The organism is Oxalicibacterium sp. (assembly GCF_035565035.1).
In the GTDB taxonomy this organism is placed as follows: Bacteria; Pseudomonadota; Gammaproteobacteria; order Burkholderiales; family Burkholderiaceae_D; genus Oxalicibacterium.
In genome coordinates this window covers 1-15252 of record NZ_DATMTD010000003.1, presented here as the reverse complement: position 1 = coordinate 15252, position 15252 = coordinate 1, and the positions used below count along the sequence as shown (strand labels likewise).

16 protein-coding genes and 1 pseudogene are annotated in these 15252 nt (G+C 53.5%); 4 read left to right on the top strand and 13 right to left on the bottom strand.

Features of this window, described 5'->3' with window-relative positions:
- Positions 1-2: 2 nt before the first annotated feature.
- From VN114_RS00225 to VN114_RS00190, 8 genes are all read right to left on the bottom strand, one after another.
- The gene (locus VN114_RS00225) at positions 3-1472 is read right to left on the bottom strand and encodes a TIGR01777 family oxidoreductase (protein WP_325510795.1); all 1470 of its coding nucleotides are present in this window, start codon (positions 1470-1472) and stop codon (positions 3-5) included.
- Complete coding sequence (locus VN114_RS00220) at positions 1469-1891, bottom strand: DUF4166 domain-containing protein (protein ID WP_325510793.1); 423 nt, start codon at positions 1889-1891, stop codon at positions 1469-1471. Before VN114_RS00220 ends, VN114_RS00225 begins: the two co-directional genes overlap by 4 nt.
- A complete protein-coding gene (locus VN114_RS00215; protein WP_325510791.1) occupies positions 1837-2154 on the bottom strand; it encodes a hypothetical protein in 318 nt (105 codons plus the stop codon). The genes VN114_RS00220 and VN114_RS00215 overlap by 55 nt, the downstream gene beginning before the upstream one ends.
- Positions 2155-2183: 29 nt before the next feature.
- Positions 2184-2624: a cell division protein gene (locus VN114_RS00210; protein WP_325510789.1), complete on the bottom strand. Its 441-nt coding sequence runs from the start codon at positions 2622-2624 to the stop codon at positions 2184-2186.
- Between the two features lie 20 nt (positions 2625-2644).
- Entirely contained in the window at positions 2645-3070 is a 426-nt protein-coding gene (locus VN114_RS00205) for a DUF393 domain-containing protein (RefSeq protein ID WP_325510787.1), read from the bottom strand.
- Complete coding sequence (locus tag VN114_RS00200; protein ID WP_325510785.1) at positions 3067-3612, bottom strand: GbsR/MarR family transcriptional regulator; 546 nt, start codon at positions 3610-3612, stop codon at positions 3067-3069. Before VN114_RS00200 ends, VN114_RS00205 begins: the two co-directional genes overlap by 4 nt.
- Positions 3613-3685: 73 nt before the next feature.
- Complete coding sequence (locus tag VN114_RS00195) at positions 3686-4636, bottom strand: pyridoxamine 5'-phosphate oxidase family protein (RefSeq protein ID WP_325510783.1); 951 nt, start codon at positions 4634-4636, stop codon at positions 3686-3688.
- On the bottom strand, positions 4633-5253 hold the full coding sequence (locus tag VN114_RS00190) for a glutathione S-transferase (protein WP_325510781.1): 621 nt from the start codon (positions 5251-5253) through the stop codon (positions 4633-4635). Before VN114_RS00190 ends, VN114_RS00195 begins: the two co-directional genes overlap by 4 nt.
- A gap of 104 nt (positions 5254-5357) precedes the next feature.
- On the opposite strand from VN114_RS00190, the gene VN114_RS00185 reads away from it, so the two are divergent.
- From VN114_RS00185 to fumC, 3 genes are all read left to right on the top strand, one after another.
- Entirely contained in the window at positions 5358-6257 is a 900-nt protein-coding gene (locus tag VN114_RS00185) for a LysR family transcriptional regulator (protein ID WP_325510779.1), read from the top strand.
- Positions 6258-6448: 191 nt separating this feature from the next.
- Positions 6449-8011, top strand: a complete 1563-nt coding sequence (locus tag VN114_RS00180) for a methyl-accepting chemotaxis protein (RefSeq protein ID WP_325510777.1) — start codon at positions 6449-6451, stop codon at positions 8009-8011.
- Between the two features lie 205 nt (positions 8012-8216).
- A complete protein-coding gene (gene fumC, locus VN114_RS00175; protein WP_325510775.1) occupies positions 8217-9605 on the top strand; it encodes a class II fumarate hydratase in 1389 nt (462 codons plus the stop codon).
- Between the two features lie 6 nt (positions 9606-9611).
- On the opposite strand, the gene VN114_RS00170 is transcribed toward fumC, so the two are convergent.
- The 4 genes and pseudogenes from VN114_RS00170 to VN114_RS00155 all read right to left on the bottom strand — a co-directional run bounded on the left by VN114_RS00170 (position 9612) and on the right by VN114_RS00155 (position 12018).
- Positions 9612-9890: a GlsB/YeaQ/YmgE family stress response membrane protein gene (locus VN114_RS00170; protein ID WP_325510773.1), complete on the bottom strand. Its 279-nt coding sequence runs from the start codon at positions 9888-9890 to the stop codon at positions 9612-9614.
- 186 nt (positions 9891-10076) lie between these two features.
- Positions 10077-10622: a hypothetical protein gene (locus tag VN114_RS00165; RefSeq protein WP_325510771.1), complete on the bottom strand. Its 546-nt coding sequence runs from the start codon at positions 10620-10622 to the stop codon at positions 10077-10079.
- An 80-nt stretch (positions 10623-10702) separates the two neighbouring features.
- Positions 10703-10921 (bottom strand): CsbD family protein, encoded by a 219-nt coding sequence (locus tag VN114_RS00160; protein WP_325510769.1) that lies wholly within the window; start codon positions 10919-10921, stop codon positions 10703-10705.
- Between the two features lie 226 nt (positions 10922-11147).
- Positions 11148-12018 (bottom strand): annotated as a pseudogene (locus VN114_RS00155) (YihY/virulence factor BrkB family protein).
- A 733-nt stretch (positions 12019-12751) separates the two neighbouring features.
- Between VN114_RS00155 and VN114_RS00150 the strand changes: the two are divergent.
- A complete protein-coding gene (locus tag VN114_RS00150; protein WP_325510764.1) occupies positions 12752-14761 on the top strand; it encodes a PAS domain-containing sensor histidine kinase in 2010 nt (669 codons plus the stop codon).
- Positions 14762-14886: 125 nt separating this feature from the next.
- Here VN114_RS00150 and VN114_RS00145 read toward each other — a convergent pair.
- Positions 14887-15252, bottom strand: a 366-nt coding sequence (locus tag VN114_RS00145; RefSeq protein ID WP_325510762.1) for a response regulator, incomplete at its 5' end; no start/stop codon positions are given.

Here is a 15252-nt window from a genome sequence, read left to right as displayed (position 1 = left end):
TTTTAAATCAGACTTTTTAATGCTGATTGCAGATCCGGATAATTGAATGAAAATCCAGTCGCATTCAATTTCATTGGAATGACACGCTGCCCCTCCAGAAGAAGATCTGCTTGCTCTCCCAAAATCAGACGTATCAATATGCCAGGAGTTGGCAACCAATTCGGACGATGAAGAGTCTTTGCTGAAATCTGGTTGAACTCTTTTTGTGTAACCGTCTGGGAAGACGTGAAATTAAATGCGTCGGCCAATGGTTGTGGTTGGCCGGACTCATGCAGTTGCCAAAGGTGTGCAATACCGCGAATCAGATCCTGTACGTGTATCCATGAGAACCACTGACTTCCTCTACCTAATCGCCCACCTATCCCAAGCTTGATTGGCAACATCATCATCGGCAGCGCACCTTGATGACCGAGCACAAGTCCAAAACGCATCCGAATGACATGCACACCATATTGTTCTGCCTTGGCGGCGGTCGATTCCCATTCCTGACACAGCGTTGACATGAAGATGGATTGTGGCGGGCTGCTTTCGCTGAGCGGGGCATTATCGTTTTTGGCTTGAATACCGTAATAACCGATTGCGGATGCAGTAAGCATTAGTGACGGTTTGACTTCGGAACGTGCAATCCAATCGATGATTGTTTGGGTCAATTCGATGCGACTGTTGCGCAACACATTTTTGCGCGCAGATGTCCAACGCCAACCTAATATTCTTGCACCCGCGAGATTGACAATGACATCGAAGCGATCGCTAGAGAGTAGATATTTCATGTGTTCTACACATTGTACTTTTCCATCAAACAACCATGCCGTCTGTTTGGGGTGACGAGTCAAGATCGTGACGTGATGATTATTGGCCAGCAATGCACGAATCAAATTCTGGCCAATGAATCCGGTTGCGCCAGTAACGAGAACGTTCTGGCGGCGATCGCTGAAATGAATTTTTGGTGTGCTTTGTTCAAGCGCATCATTGCGAGAGATTTTCTTTGATGCAAATGCATCGCGAATACCTGAAAGGCCGACGCCAACACCACACAGGAAAAGAAAAATACTGAGAAATCCATAGGGCGTCCATACCAGACCGGCTGGCTGCGACCACCATGTCGGCGTATTGATTGCCAATAAAGTGATAAACGCACCACCATTGATTGCAAGGATCGTGTGCGTGATGCGTTCGCTGGCAGGTAGCAGACGTGTCCGGTCCTCAATGACGAAATCCCACAACGTCAATACAATTTCAACTGCGAACACAATCATCAAGACTGCTGTCCATATTCCGTGCCATTGCCATGCAGAGAGGCCGATAAACAACAGGCTATAAATGGTTGCACGCGTTGCGTGGATTGCCAGTTCCCGGCGCGCACTAGATCGTTGAGGTAATGCCTCGGTCAACTCATGGTGATACAAGGTATCGAATGCGCCAAGTAATCCCTGTGCAGCCATCAATTGCAATGCGAGTAGATGCGTATTCATACGATCTGTATTTCTTTCTCTAAAATTTCTTTTGTCGATTTGATGCGTTCGCCAACATCTTGAAAAGTACCGGCTTGTGTAAAAGTAGTGCCAAACAATGCATGCTTGATTTCTATGCGAATGTTGAACTCATCAGGATTGTCATTGCGATGCCAGAGGAAGGTTTTTCCTGGCGTGAAAATGCCGAGCAAGGGAATGCGTATCCCAAAAATTTCCCAGAAATATCCATAGCTGGCGAAGTGAAGATCGCTGCCATCCACCGATATCAGCAGTTTCATGCCAAGTCCCATGCCGACATATTCCAGAACCTCTCCTTTGCGGCTTTCACGCATATACGATGTGAACTGAATTGGTTTTCGGCCATTCAGATGGTAGATGCGCTGCTTGAAAATCGCGGGACTGCCCGGTTTGGAATACACCTCGATGTCGACCGGAAATGTGTGTCGGAATAGGGAATCAAGGCACCCTTGATCATCGGCATCGTTATGAAACCGAGCAGCTTGCCGATCCGTGAGCAGGTCAGTTCGCGCAGGGTGCCGGAGTATTGTAGAAGTTTACCAAGTGCGGGATTCTTAACAAATCGGGTACGAATATCCGGATGCAGTTTTTGCCATTCCGTGCCGAGTATCTTGCGAAATAATTCACCCTCTGAAACACATGCGTTTTTTTCTTGTTGTTTCATGCGGAACTCCTGTGAAGAAGCAGTGATGGTTATTCGGTACGATCGTGCCACCATAGCCAAAGCAGTGGCGGCAGCATCGTCATGGACGCAAAACAATCGATCCATACGTGGATCCATGCATCTGCGCGTAGTGAAATTAACATGTCTTGCGGTGCCCAAACTGCAATGCCGATAAATAGCGAGCCCCATGCAAAGCGACTGCAATGACGATCGCCGATGTAGATTAGCGCCCACATCCAGAGTGACAATCCTTGTATGGTTGGCCCGAACAGGCTGATCCACCAGATTTGTTGAGCGCGCGCACTTTCAGGCGCACCGTTCGTCCAGAAAACGTTTTCGACTGTGCGGTGATAGGAGTCGAAAACCGGCAGGTTTCCTATCCACGGTAAAGCGAATCCGACCAGAAGATGAACGATCGCCACTGCATACATCCATCTGACAACCCATGTTCTTCCATTGATTGAATGCATTGCCGTCTCCATCGGATTGTCTATTTATCGAAAAAAGGATTTCCGGTATGGCGGCATACATCGTTCTCGCAGCGTGGAATTGGCTTGTAGCCCAACAGCGCCGAAAAACGATAGCGGTTGCGGGCAAACTGACGATATAGCGTGGACAGTAGCGGACGTAATGGTTTGATTCGGAGAGGGAAAACAAGCCAGCTTCGATTCACCAGTGTGTAGGCGGCCAGCATGCTGTCGATGCCGACCAGGAGCTTGCCGTCGACGGTCAGACTGTGCAACTCACGATTCAATGCTTCCATCGTTACGCCAACGGAAGTGACATCGAAATGCGGTAATGAGATATCGACGAAACCAAGTTTTCCTGATTTATTCCAACTACGAAGGCGTTTCATCTCTGCTGCACAAAACGGGCATTGCCCGTCATAAAAAAGTGTTAATTCAGGAGTGCTCATGATTTCTTCGCCTTGTTGTCCGATCCGAGGAGTTGGGCAACTTTACCGCCCATCTTCAAGAATCGTTTCAATGTGTCGGGAGAAAGGTGCTTGTAATCGTCGTAGGTATCGGTCAGCATTTCCATGAACTCCAGCGCTTGTTCCATGCGCGCACGAGTGGGAGCCTCCAGGGATTTGTCTTTCTCGGCGTCGATCATGCATTCACGCAGCACCGTCAAGGTGGGATCGATTTCGCGGCGTTTTCGCTCTTCCATGATGACGCGAAAGATTTCCCACACGTCCTGCAGGGCGGTGAAATGATCACGTCTGTCACCTGCCAGATGGGTGATACGAATCAGGTTCCAGCTTTGCAGTTCTTTCAGACTGTTGCTGACATTAGAGCGTGCAACTCCAAGTGTATCGGCGATATCTTCGGCTGGCAGCGGAACGTTGGAGAGGAAGAGTAATGCATGGATTTGCGCGACGGTGCGATTGACACCCCAACGGGTACCCATTTCGCCCCAGTGAAGCACGTACTTTTGCATTGTTGAGCTGAGTTCCATGATTTCTTTAATTTCTGTTGTTACAGAAATTAAAGATCATTCAGAAATCAAAGTCAACTTTTATTTTAATTGTTCAAATATTTGTGCTTGCTTTTGTCCAGATTCCTGTTGCTTCTGTTGTCGATGCAAATTCTTTCAGGTGCCAATGCAGTGCTACTGCGCGTTCAGCATGCCAGCCACGTTCTATATGAAAACGCCATAGCCGTTGTGCACCGATAATTTGTTGCGTTTCATCGGAATGCCACAGTACTTCGGCTCGACCTTGCAGGTGTAATACATCACCGCTGGCAAAATCTACGATCAGGATTGCACTGCGTGGATCAATCAATATGTTCCCGAGGGTGTTGAAATACCGATTCCCGATAAAATCCGGAATCGTCAACACGTTATGGTCGATCCGGATGAATCCGGGGCGGCCACCTTTATGCGATATATCAATACCGCCTTCCGCCATCACGTCAGTACCAGAACCAGTGGCAACAAAAAGCGTATCCGCATTGGCAATCATGGCGTGTGCCTTGTTATCAAGCGAGACAAACGGCTGTCTCTCGATCAACGTGGCATTGATTGCGTCTTCGACCTCGCGCACTTGTATGTACTTTGGACAATTACCAAACGATTGGGTGACACGCAGATGCATGCCCTCGTCATCGATATGATCGATCACGCCATTGACACGATTGCGTCGACGATTACTCAAGTCGATGCCAAGCATGCCCACTGGTTTTCCTTGCGTCAGCAAGGGCTTGATGCCCTCCAGCCAATTGGCATCGTTGCCGATCGACAGTTGATCGATTTCTGGAGATGATATGAAGCCAGGTTGTCCAGTCACAATGGCGGCTGTCGGCCATCCATCATTGTCCAGTGTGGCAACCAGCATGTAGCGCAGCATCGCAAAAAAATCGCGGTGCTGATCCGGCATCGCGTCGCGAATGGCAAATCCGCGCGGGCCGCCGCCAGCGAGTTGTTGTGCCAGCAGTTCGCCGGAATGAAATGGCGCAGGCTTGACCGCAGGCGTGCTCATGATGCGGATGGCACGACGGATGTCGGCATTGGGCGAAACTGCGGCAAGCCTTCCACGCGTTTCAGCCAGGCGCGTACGGCGGGATACGGCTCCAGCGAGATACGACCTTCAGATGCGTGAGCGATATAGGAATAGCAGGCGAGATCGGCTATGGTCGGCTGTGCAGTAGCCAGCCAGTTGCGATCGGCGAGATGCGCATTCATGACACGCAACAATTTTGCGGCGATGGCCGATGCCAGTTCGATATCGACTTCACCCTTCAGCTTCCACAGGCTGGTCATGCGTGCACTGGCCGGGCCGTATCGCACTTCGCCGGCGGCAATCGACAGCCAGCGTTGGATGTGCGCAGCCTCCACCGTATCGGCGGACAGCCAGGCACTGTCTGCCGCATAACGTTTGACAAGATAAACAAGAATCGCGTTGCTGTCGCACAGCACCAGATCGCCATCGGTCAGAACCGGAACCTGGCCAAGCGGATTGAGTTTCAGAAATTCCGGGGTCTGGCGTGCGCCGGCGGACTCGATGTATTCATACGAGAGTTGCAGCATGTCGAGCAGCATCGACACGCGATGACAGTGGCCGGAGAGCGGTGTGCCGTACAGCTTGATGGTATTCATGGCGAAAATCCTTTTTGTGAAGAACAGACCTCATCGTATATATTCCAGTAAATGAAGTAAATTACGTAAATATGCAATTCACTATTTCATAAAAAGGAATAATTGTGGATCGTCTCGACGAACTGGAAGTCTTTATCGCGATTCTCGATACCGGCAGCCTGATCGGTGCCAGCCGCAAGCTGCGTCGCTCACCGCCTGCGGTAACACGCCTGCTGTCGTCGCTTGAACAACGCGTCGGTACGCGGCTGGTTGAGCGAACGACGCGTCATCTGGCGGCGACCGAAGCCGGCATGCGCCTGGCCGGTCTGGCGCGCCAGGTGCTGACGGATTACGAAAACGCCGTGCGCGAAGATGCAAATGCCCCATTGCGCGGCAGTCTGCGCGTGACGGCGCCGCTGGTTTTCGGTCGTCGTCACGTGGCGCCGATCGTGAACAGTTATCTCGATCTGTATCCGGAGATGCAGGTAGAGATGGTGTTAAGCGATCGCAATCTCGACATGATCGAAGAAGGTCTGGATGTCGCGCTCCGAATTGGTGCGCTGGCCGACACAACACTCGTCGCGCGTCGTGTCGGCTCGGTACGCCGGATGCTGGTTGCCAGTCCCGATTATCTTGCACGTCGCGGCAAGCCGAAAACACCGGCCGATCTGCCGCAGCACGATGTGATTTTTACATCCGGTAGATTGACTGCCCTCGAATGGCGTTTTCGACATGAAGGAAAAGAGCGGCCGGTGCAACTGACGCCGCGTCTGATCGTCAACGAAATCGACGCGGCGCTGCTCGCCGCAAAAGCGGGGCGTGGCCTGACGCGTGCGTTGTCGTATCAGGTTGCCGACGACCTCGCGAACGGCACGCTGGTGCGATTATTGTCTGCATACGAACCTGCACCGCTGCCGGTGCAACTGGTTGTCTCCGGCACGCGTCACATGGCACCCAAATTGCGTGCGTTCCTGGATCACGCTGTCGAAAAATTAAGCGGACTGGCGATCATCCAATCACGTTGATCTGTCTTTTTCACATGGCCATTGCACTGTTATTGTGCGGTCAATTGACAACAAAATTGACGATGCGTCATGCAATGAAAATGTTCTCAAGGAAGTTCGCCTTCTGTCGATACAAGACAGTGTGGCATGTCGCATCGATCAAGCGCTCATTGCCGATCTGATAGCGTTTTTAACTTCATACGGAACCTTCCATGCTGAATAACATTACGATCAAGGCACGCCTGATCTTCGTCATTGGCTTTCTATGCCTGCTCTCTGTTGCGATGGGCGTACTCGGACTCATCAACCTTTCCGCCAGCAATGCGTCGCTGGAAACCGTCTACGAAGATCGTGTGGTGCCATTGCAGCAACTGGGTGATATCAACATCCTGATGCAGCAGAATCAGATCGAGATCGCTTCTTCATTGACGGATGATCCGCAGAAGTTCGATGCCGCCGTTGCCAACATAGACAAGCGCATAGAAAGCATCAGCGGTCTGTGGAAGGTCTATATGGGCACCTACCTGACGCCTGACGAAAAGGCGCTGGCGGAGAAATTCATCGAGAGCCGTACCCGATTCGTCAACACCGGATTGAAACCGGCGCTCGCTGCCATGCGCGCACGCGATGTCAAAACCGCATCGGATATTCTGCACGGTCCGATGAACAGTTCGTATGCGGCAGCGCATCAGGACATGAAAGCGCTGGTGCAGCTGCAATTGACGGTTGCCAAAGGTGAATACGATAACGCTCAGTCGCGCTATGCCAAGGTGCGCATCGGTTCCATTTCGGTAATTGTTGTTGGTGTGCTGATCGGTGCCGCTTTCGGCATCTGGCTGATTACCGGTATCGGACGTTCGTTGCGCGAGGCGTTGAATCTGGCGGAACGCGTTGCACAAGGCGATCTGACGCATGTCGTCACGATCCGTTCCACCGACGAAATCGGCCAGTTGCTGCACGCATTGAAGAGAATGACGGAAAGTCTGGTGCGTATCGTGTCCGAGGTCCGCACCAGTACGCAAACGATTGCGACGGCATCGACACAGATCGCCACCGGTAACCTGGATCTGTCCAGCCGCACCGAAGAACAGGCAAGTTCGCTGGAAGAAACGGCGTCGTCGATGGAGGAACTGACTTCCACCGTCCGCCAGAATGCGGACAACGCACGCCAGGCCAATCAGCTTGCCGTGTCGGCTTCCGAAGTTGCGGTCAAGGGCGGCAATGTCGTTTCCCAGGTCGTGGTCACGATGGGATCGATCAACGACTCGTCGAAGAAGATCGTCGACATCATCGGTGTTATCGATGGCATTGCATTCCAGACCAACATTCTCGCGTTGAATGCCGCAGTCGAGGCGGCGCGTGCCGGCGAACAGGGGCGCGGCTTTGCCGTTGTCGCCAGCGAAGTACGCAACCTCGCACAGCGCTCGGCCGCTGCTGCGAAGGAAATCAAGTCGCTGATCGGCGATTCGGTCGAAAAAGTCGATACGGGTAGCAAACTGGTTCAGGAAGCCGGCGTCACGATGAATGAACTTGTCGACAGCGTCAGACACGTGACCGATATCATGGGCGAAATCATGGCGGCCAGTCAGGAACAGAGCGCCGGCATCGAACAGGTCAATCAGGCAGTCATGCAGATGGATCAGGTCACGCAGCAGAATGCTGCACTGGTTGAAGAAGCGGCGGCTGCGGCCGATTCGATGAAGGATCAGGCTGCCAATCTGGCGCAGGTCGTCAGTGTGTTCAAACTGCAGGAGTCGATGTTGGCGTTGCGTTAGAGGTTGCGGTTAAAAAGCTGTACGTTTCTATGTAATTTGCGTAATAAAAAACCGGCGTAACGCCGGTTTTTTTGTCTCTGTAATTCAGCGATGCGGTCGCACTTGCTGTCACTTCACAAGCGTTGACGGACATGAAAAACGTCGCTTCCGGCATGGGTGCAGATTGTTTGCTATCTTGTGCAAAAAACCGCATGAGGAGACAGTCATGGCCGTACGCACCGAACGCGATACTTTCGGACCGATCGAGGTCGATAACGATCGCCTGTGGGGAGCGCAGACGCAACGTTCGCTGATGCACTTCCGGATTTCGACGGAGAAGATGCCGCCGGAGCTGATTGTTGCGCTGGCGGAGGTCAAGCGTGCAGCGGCGGTGGTGAATCGCAATCTGAAACGATTGGACGAGAAAAAGGCGGAAGCCATCATTGCGGCGGCCGACGAGGTAATCGCCGGCAAGCATCCGCAGGAATTTCCGCTGGCAGTCTGGCAAACAGGTTCCGGTACGCAGAGCAACATGAACATGAATGAAGTGCTGGCGAATCGTGCGTCCGAGCTGATGGGCGGCGAGCGCGGCAGCAAGCGTCTGATCCATCCGAATGACGACGTCAATCTCGGCCAGTCTTCGAACGATATTTTCCCGACGGCGATCTATGTCGCTGCAGCATTTGGCGTAAGCAATCGCTTGCTGCCGACAATCAGAAAATTGCGCAGCACCCTGCACGGCAAGGCCGAAGAATTTGCAGACATCGTCAAGATCGGGCGCACGCATCTGCAGGATGCAACACCGTTGACGCTGGGGCAGGAGTTCTCCGGCTATGTCGCACAACTTGCGCATGCCGAAATGTGCATTGCCGCGTTGCTGCCGCCATTGCAGGAACTTGCGGCCGGCGGCACGGCAGTCGGTACCGGCTTGAATACGCATCCGGAATTCGGCACCCGTATCGCAGCCGAATTATCGAAGCGAACCGGCATTGCCTTCAGCAGCGCGACCAACAAGTTTGCATCGCTGGCGGCGCACGACGCACTGGTTTCGGTGCACGGCGGAATGAAGACGCTGGCTGCGGCGATGATGAAGATTGCCAATGATGTGCGCTGGCTGGCTTCCGGTCCGCGTTCCGGCCTGGGCGAATTGAGCATTCCGGAAAACGAGCCGGGCAGTTCGATCATGCCGGGCAAGGTCAACCCGACACAGAGCGAAGCGGTGACGATGCTGTGCTGCCAGGTTTTCGGCAACGACGTGGCACTGAATTTCGGCGGTGCGTCCGGCAATTTCGAATTGAATGTATTCAAGCCGTTGATGGCGCATAACTTCCTGCAGAGCGTGCGTCTGCTTGCGGACGGCATCGACAGTTTCGATGAACATTGTGCGCATGGCATCGCCGCGAACCGTGAGCGCATCGATGACCTGATGGCGCGTTCGTTAATGCTGGTGACGGCGCTGGCACCGCATATCGGTTACGACAATGCGGCAAGGATTGCGAAAGAGGCGCACAAGGAGGGAGCCAACCTGAAGGAAACCGCACTGGCGCTGGGTCTGGTCAGCAGCGAGGACTTCGATCGCTGGGTGCAGCCGAAGGACATGATTCATCCGGGCTGATGCAGATCAGTCAGTACGATCGACTCCGTTTTTCGCGTGTGCCAGATTGATGAGCGCCAGCAGGATCGATGCGCCGACAATGGCGGCAATCAGTTTTCCGCTGCTGAACTTGTTGATGTCGATCGCGCCGGTGCCGAACATCGGCGCCAGCACGCAACCGCCCAATACCGCGCCGACAATGCCGGAAACCACATTCAACAGATATTCAAGACGATCACTTGTGGCGAAATAGCCGATGATGCCGCCCAGTGCAATACCGGTGGCGATCCAGATCAATAGATTCATGACGAAAATTCAGTAGTGCGTTTTACCGTGCATTGGTTGATGCACAAATGTCGACGCATAAATAAATCGGTATCGGAAATGCATGCGGCCCCGGTAGAAATCCGCCGGGGCCGCATGTTCACCTGAAGACGTCGCGGTGAGTACCGAAAAACGCCGCAGGTGAAAACTGCACGCTAATCGTGTTGCTTAGCGCTTCATGTTGTTGGCAGCGCCGATGCAACGCGATTTCTCTTCACCGCTCAGTGCATCGCATTTTTCCTTTTGCACGGCTGTGTTGGCATCTCTTTTGTCTGCAGCTGCATCATGACGTGCTTCGGAAACGTTTTTGGCTGCCTTGGCATCAGCAATAGCGGATTCCTTGGCTGCTTTTGCTTCTTTCTGGCAGACGTCTTTTTCATTGCCTTTCAGATCGTCACATTTTTCCTTGGCGACTTCATAGTTGGCATCAGCAATGTCCTTGCGTGCCTCCTGGTGTGCCTTGTCGGTGCCTTTGTATGCGGCTTCGGCTTCAGCCGTGGTTTTCACACGAGCGGCCTTGGCTTCTGCCTGGCAGACGTCCTTGGCATTGTCTTTCAGCGTGTCGCATTTTTCGCGTGCAGCCTTGTAATCGGCGTCGGCGCTTTTCTTGGCAGCGTCGTACGAAGCCTTGCTCTCTGCAGAAGCAGCGTGCGAAGCGGTCATGAAGCCGAAGCTTGCCGAAGCGATGACGATCATTGAGAGTGCTTTTTTCATGATGTATATCCTTTTTGTTGTGGTGAAAATGATGCGGGTAAGTGTTGCTGAACTATGGTTGATCTGAGTAGAGATTCGGATCACAAGAAACGCGGGTCGTCGCGATTGCGTTCTTCAAACGAACGAATCTGCTTTTCGGCCTCATCCTTGCTCACGCCATACGCTTCCTGAATCCTGCCCGAGAGCTGTTCGCGCTTGCCGGCAATGGTATCGAGCTGGTCGTCAGTGAGTTTGCCCCACTGTTCCCTGACGTTGCCTTTAAGCTGCTTCCAGTTGCCTTCGATAACGTCCCAATTCATGAGATTCTCCTTAAGTCGTTTTTCATTGCGGCAAAAATGCCTGCCTATCGTTATGCAATACGAGGGCCAGGATTTTTGTCTATAAAAATCAAAGACTTAAAAATAATTAGTTATTTTTGTGTAAATAATTTACGTGTCATTGCAAACACTACATGTGAGAAAAGAAGAGAGGTCGTGAAAGACAAAAGGAGGCGTGATGCAGGCAATGTGGTCACGTGCTGCGCAGTCAACCGGTCGGTTGTGAACCGTTCGATCTATGGGCTGCTTCGTCATGTCGCAACGTGCCGAACCACAATGCGTACTGTCGTGTGAAGCTCGCGCCGAGAAAGAAAATCTGCGCCGAGTAATACACCCACAACAGCAACACCACCAGCGAACCTGCCGCCGAGACTGAACAATGCAGCGGTACCCAGCGCGCCGATCGATACATCGCGCCAGGATAGTTTGACCTGCGGCAGCATCTTGTAGATAACGGCGAACAGGCTGGCGATCACAAGAAACGACACGAGGTTCGACAAAGGCTGCAGGAGAAATGCAGCCTCCTGCCAGAAGCCGTCCCAGTAACGTTCCAGCACGGCGAGACCTGCGCTGATCACCAGCGATACCAGCAGCAGGAACGCGAGTACAAGTACAAGGCCGAACGAAAGCAGTCGCACGCGCAGCACATCGAGCCAGCCGTTCTGCCGCGCCATCGGCACATGCCATATCTGGTCGAGGCTGTCCTTCAGTTCGGCGAAGATGGTGGTGGCACCGATCAGCAGTGCGCCAATCGCCACCAGAGTCGGCGCAAAGCCGACGTCGGGACTGTGCGCGTTGGCGAGCAACATCTGAATTGCCTGTGCGCCGGCGGGTCCGACCAGGCTGTGCAGTTGGGTGAAGATTTCTCCGCGTGCCGCTTGCGTGCCGAAGACAGCGCCGGCAATCCCGATCGCCAGCACCAGAATCGGCGCCATCGAGAACAGCGTGTAGAAGGCAACTGCCGCGCCTTTGCTGCCGCCGCGTTGCGCAAACCATTCCATGACCGAACAGGTCGCCACGATACGCATGCGTCGCCAGACGGAAAATTGCTCAACGGGTGCGGATGGAAAATTCTGCATGGCGCCGATCGGAAGAAATGAATTGCACGATGCCGTCCGCTTTTCTGGATGGACCAAAGATGCACGGTCCGGGCATATCCGTAAAGAGTCTTTTCCATGACGAAAGTTGCCGTCGATCTCGTTAATGCCCGTGCGTTTATTGCCGCTACGCAACCAGCCTGCTTTCCTACACCGATATCAGTTGCGCTCCTATATCGTGTTGCCGGGCCGATTGTTACGATGAGGCTCAGTTCTGTCGAGGTCGACGCAGGCGATTAACGCAATTCGATCGGCCCGGCAATTTTATGAGGAGATTATGATGGGCAAATATTTTCTTGCGTGGCTACTGGGTGTTCCCCTGTTTGTTCTGGTTCTGATCTACTTCATTTTCTGAAGCGGGTTCTCTCTCCTTTGCGTCGGCAGGAACCATTTCACTCAATCAATATCTGATTGCGGTTACGGTTGACGATTCCTTTTGCGTGCATGGCGGCCAGACAAATGTCGGGACGGCATGCACGCTTGTTTTCGACGTTCTGTCGTACAGACAAAAACCAGACGGCTTCCTGACTACCGATATCAAGGCCAAGGCGTGTATTGGTGGTAGGCATGCAGCATGAAAAAGCAGACAATGACGGCCATGTGCGTTGTGTAATATAGACGCATCTGGCAGCATTGTCGGCACTGTAATGCACACATTGCCAGATGGTTGAACCGGTTCAGCGATCCATTTTCATCTTCCGCGGAGTCCAAATTCATGATCCGATCCCTGGGATATCGTGTGCTGCTGGCACCGCTTTTTGCTGCCGTCTTTATCGTCGCAGTGGGCGTGATTTCCATCGCCAACGCGCATCAGCAATATTGGATACTGGATTACCGGCTTTCAGACATTCTGCCCGTGAAGTCGAATGCCGGACTGGCATTCCTGCTGGTGGGCATCGCACTGGCACTGCGTGCATTCCGTGTTTCGCGTCGCGGGTTGAAAACCACGCTGAACGTTTTGGCCTTCATCTTTGCGGGCCTGGTAATTGCGATTGCGTTGCCGACCTTGTCGCACTATCTGCTCGATCTCGATATCGACCTGCAGTCATTGCCCGCATTCGCCGTAGAGTTCGTGCAGACCCATGTCCGTTACATGCCGCCGCTTGCCGCTTTCAGCATCATGCTGGCGGGATTCTGCCTGCTGTTCCTGGATTACCGTACGGCGCGCGATCATTATCCGGCGGAATATGGCGCCTTCATTCTTGTCGGCGTCACCGGCATCCCGCTGATCGGCCATCTGTACAACGTCATCTCCATCGAGGGTTTGCCATCGTCGCAGGCGATGATGCCGTTTACATCGGTGATCTTCCTGATCATTGCACTCGGCATTCTGTCGGCGCGGCCATCGCATCGCCTGATGAGTCTGTGGAACAGCAAATCGCCCGGAGGCCCGTTGTTGCGGCGCCTGTTGCCGAACAGTTTGCTGTTGCTCGTGATTCTCGATTTCCTCGTCAAATGGGGCGTGCAGTACGGCCTGTACGATGCGGACAAGACTTCGCCGCTTCTGATTCTGCTGGCGAGTTCGCTGCTGTTCATCATGTTCTGCCGCACTGCCGGCCTGCTTAACCGTGAATATGAAGGACGCCAGCAAGGCGAAGCGGCTCTGGCAGAAAGCAATGCCTTGTTGCGCGCGGTCAGTGACAACACGCCCGACGCCATTTTCGTCAAGGACACCGCAGGACGCATGGTGTTTGCCAATCCCGCGAATCTGCGCCTGCTGGACAAGTCGCGCGCTGAGGTCCTCGGTTTCCGCAATGCAGACCTGTATCCCGATCCGACCGACGCCGAACGTGTCAGCATGGAGGATCAGAGCGTGCTCGAAAGCGGCAGGGCGCGCGTGTTTGAAACAACGGTCAATTTCCCCGGCGGTGTGCGCACGCTGCATTCGACCAAGGCGCCGTGGTTGAATGCGCGAGGCGAGATCATGGGACTGGTCGGCATCAGCACCGATATCACCGAGCGCAAGCGCATGGAAGACACGCTGAAGGCGCACGAGACGCAACTCGAAGCGCTGGTGGCCGCACGCACGGCAGAAGTCAGCGAACTGATCGGTCACCTGGAAACCACGCGCGAGGAAGAAAAGCGCGCAATTGCACGCGAATTGCATGACGATCTGGGGTCCGCACTGACGGCGTTGAACATGCATCTGTCGCTGATCTTCCAGCAGATGCCGGCGGATCCGCGATTCACTGAACGTTCACTCAAGATCAAGGCGTTGCTGAGTTCAATTACCGATGCCACGCGCCGCATCCAGAACGGTTTGCGGCCGGACAAGCTTGACGTGTTCGGCATCAAGGTGGCGATCGCCGAGCAGGCACTGGAGTTCGAAAAATATTCGGGCATGGCCTGCAACGCAAGCCTGCCGGATGATGCGTTGTCCTATGCGCCACGTGTCGATATCGCGCTGTTCCGCATGGTGCAGGAATCGCTGAACAACATCGCCAAGCATGCGCAGGCGACGCGCGTCGATGTGATTCTCGACGATACCGACGATGAAATCATGCTCACGATCCGCGACAACGGCATCGGCATTGCACCGGAAAGACTGACCAACGTGATGACGCACGGCTTGCGCGGCATGCGTGAACGCGCCGCCTATCTGGGCGGATCGGTCAAGGTGTCAGGTGCGCAGGGCAGTGGTACGACGATTGTGGTGACGATACCGAAGACGGATGCCAACCTGGCCGCAAAGACGGAAGAAACCACGGAAGAAGGCAACGACTGATCGTCAGGTGAAACCGAAACGGAAGTTCAGTACAGGAGAAAACACTACGCGAAGAGCGCAGGGAGGCGGCGCTTGCCAGGGAAGGATCAAATACTGAAGGTAAGGAAGTGCGTTCGGCCGGCTATTCAGGCCGGATTTTTACATCTCTGATCCAGACTCAGGCCTTTAAGGAATTCGAATAGCTGCGGAAATTCCGACGTCTTGTCATAGAAGTGGTTGACGCCATATTGCATGCCGACACGACGGAAGACATCGGTCGCATTGTTGCTGCAAATGATCTTTAACGCATTGGCTGCTTTTTTCTTTTCGGAGATCTGACGCAGCAGATTGATGCCGTTTCCTTTTTTCAGCTGGATATCAACGATCAATATATCGCACGGCAGCGAGTTCAGCTGACTGAGTGCGTCGCCTTCGGACTCGGATACGCCGGTTACGACGATCCCGGGGATCATCGACAGGTTTTCGATCATCAGTTCGCGCACGTCTATCGA

Coding starts and splice junctions, on each gene's coding strand:
- VN114_RS00150 (WP_325510764.1), top strand. CDS start 12,752: ATGATCCGATCCCTGGGATATCGTGTGCTGCTGGCACCGCTTTTTGCT.
- fumC (WP_325510775.1), top strand. CDS start 8,217: ATGGCCGTACGCACCGAACGCGATACTTTCGGACCGATCGAGGTCGAT.
- VN114_RS00225 (WP_325510795.1), bottom strand. CDS start 1,472: ATGAATACGCATCTACTCGCATTGCAATTGATGGCTGCACAGGGATTA.
- VN114_RS00210 (WP_325510789.1), bottom strand. CDS start 2,624: ATGCATTCAATCAATGGAAGAACATGGGTTGTCAGATGGATGTATGCA.
- VN114_RS00190 (WP_325510781.1), bottom strand. CDS start 5,253: ATGAATACCATCAAGCTGTACGGCACACCGCTCTCCGGCCACTGTCAT.
- VN114_RS00215 (WP_325510791.1), bottom strand. CDS start 2,154: ATGAAACAACAAGAAAAAAACGCATGTGTTTCAGAGGGTGAATTATTT.
- VN114_RS00205 (WP_325510787.1), bottom strand. CDS start 3,070: ATGAGCACTCCTGAATTAACACTTTTTTATGACGGGCAATGCCCGTTT.
- VN114_RS00200 (WP_325510785.1), bottom strand. CDS start 3,612: ATGGAACTCAGCTCAACAATGCAAAAGTACGTGCTTCACTGGGGCGAA.
- VN114_RS00160 (WP_325510769.1), bottom strand. CDS start 10,921: ATGAATTGGGACGTTATCGAAGGCAACTGGAAGCAGCTTAAAGGCAAC.
- VN114_RS00170 (WP_325510773.1), bottom strand. CDS start 9,890: ATGAATCTATTGATCTGGATCGCCACCGGTATTGCACTGGGCGGCATC.
- VN114_RS00180 (WP_325510777.1), top strand. CDS start 6,449: ATGCTGAATAACATTACGATCAAGGCACGCCTGATCTTCGTCATTGGC.
- VN114_RS00195 (WP_325510783.1), bottom strand. CDS start 4,636: ATGAGCACGCCTGCGGTCAAGCCTGCGCCATTTCATTCCGGCGAACTG.
- VN114_RS00165 (WP_325510771.1), bottom strand. CDS start 10,622: ATGAAAAAAGCACTCTCAATGATCGTCATCGCTTCGGCAAGCTTCGGC.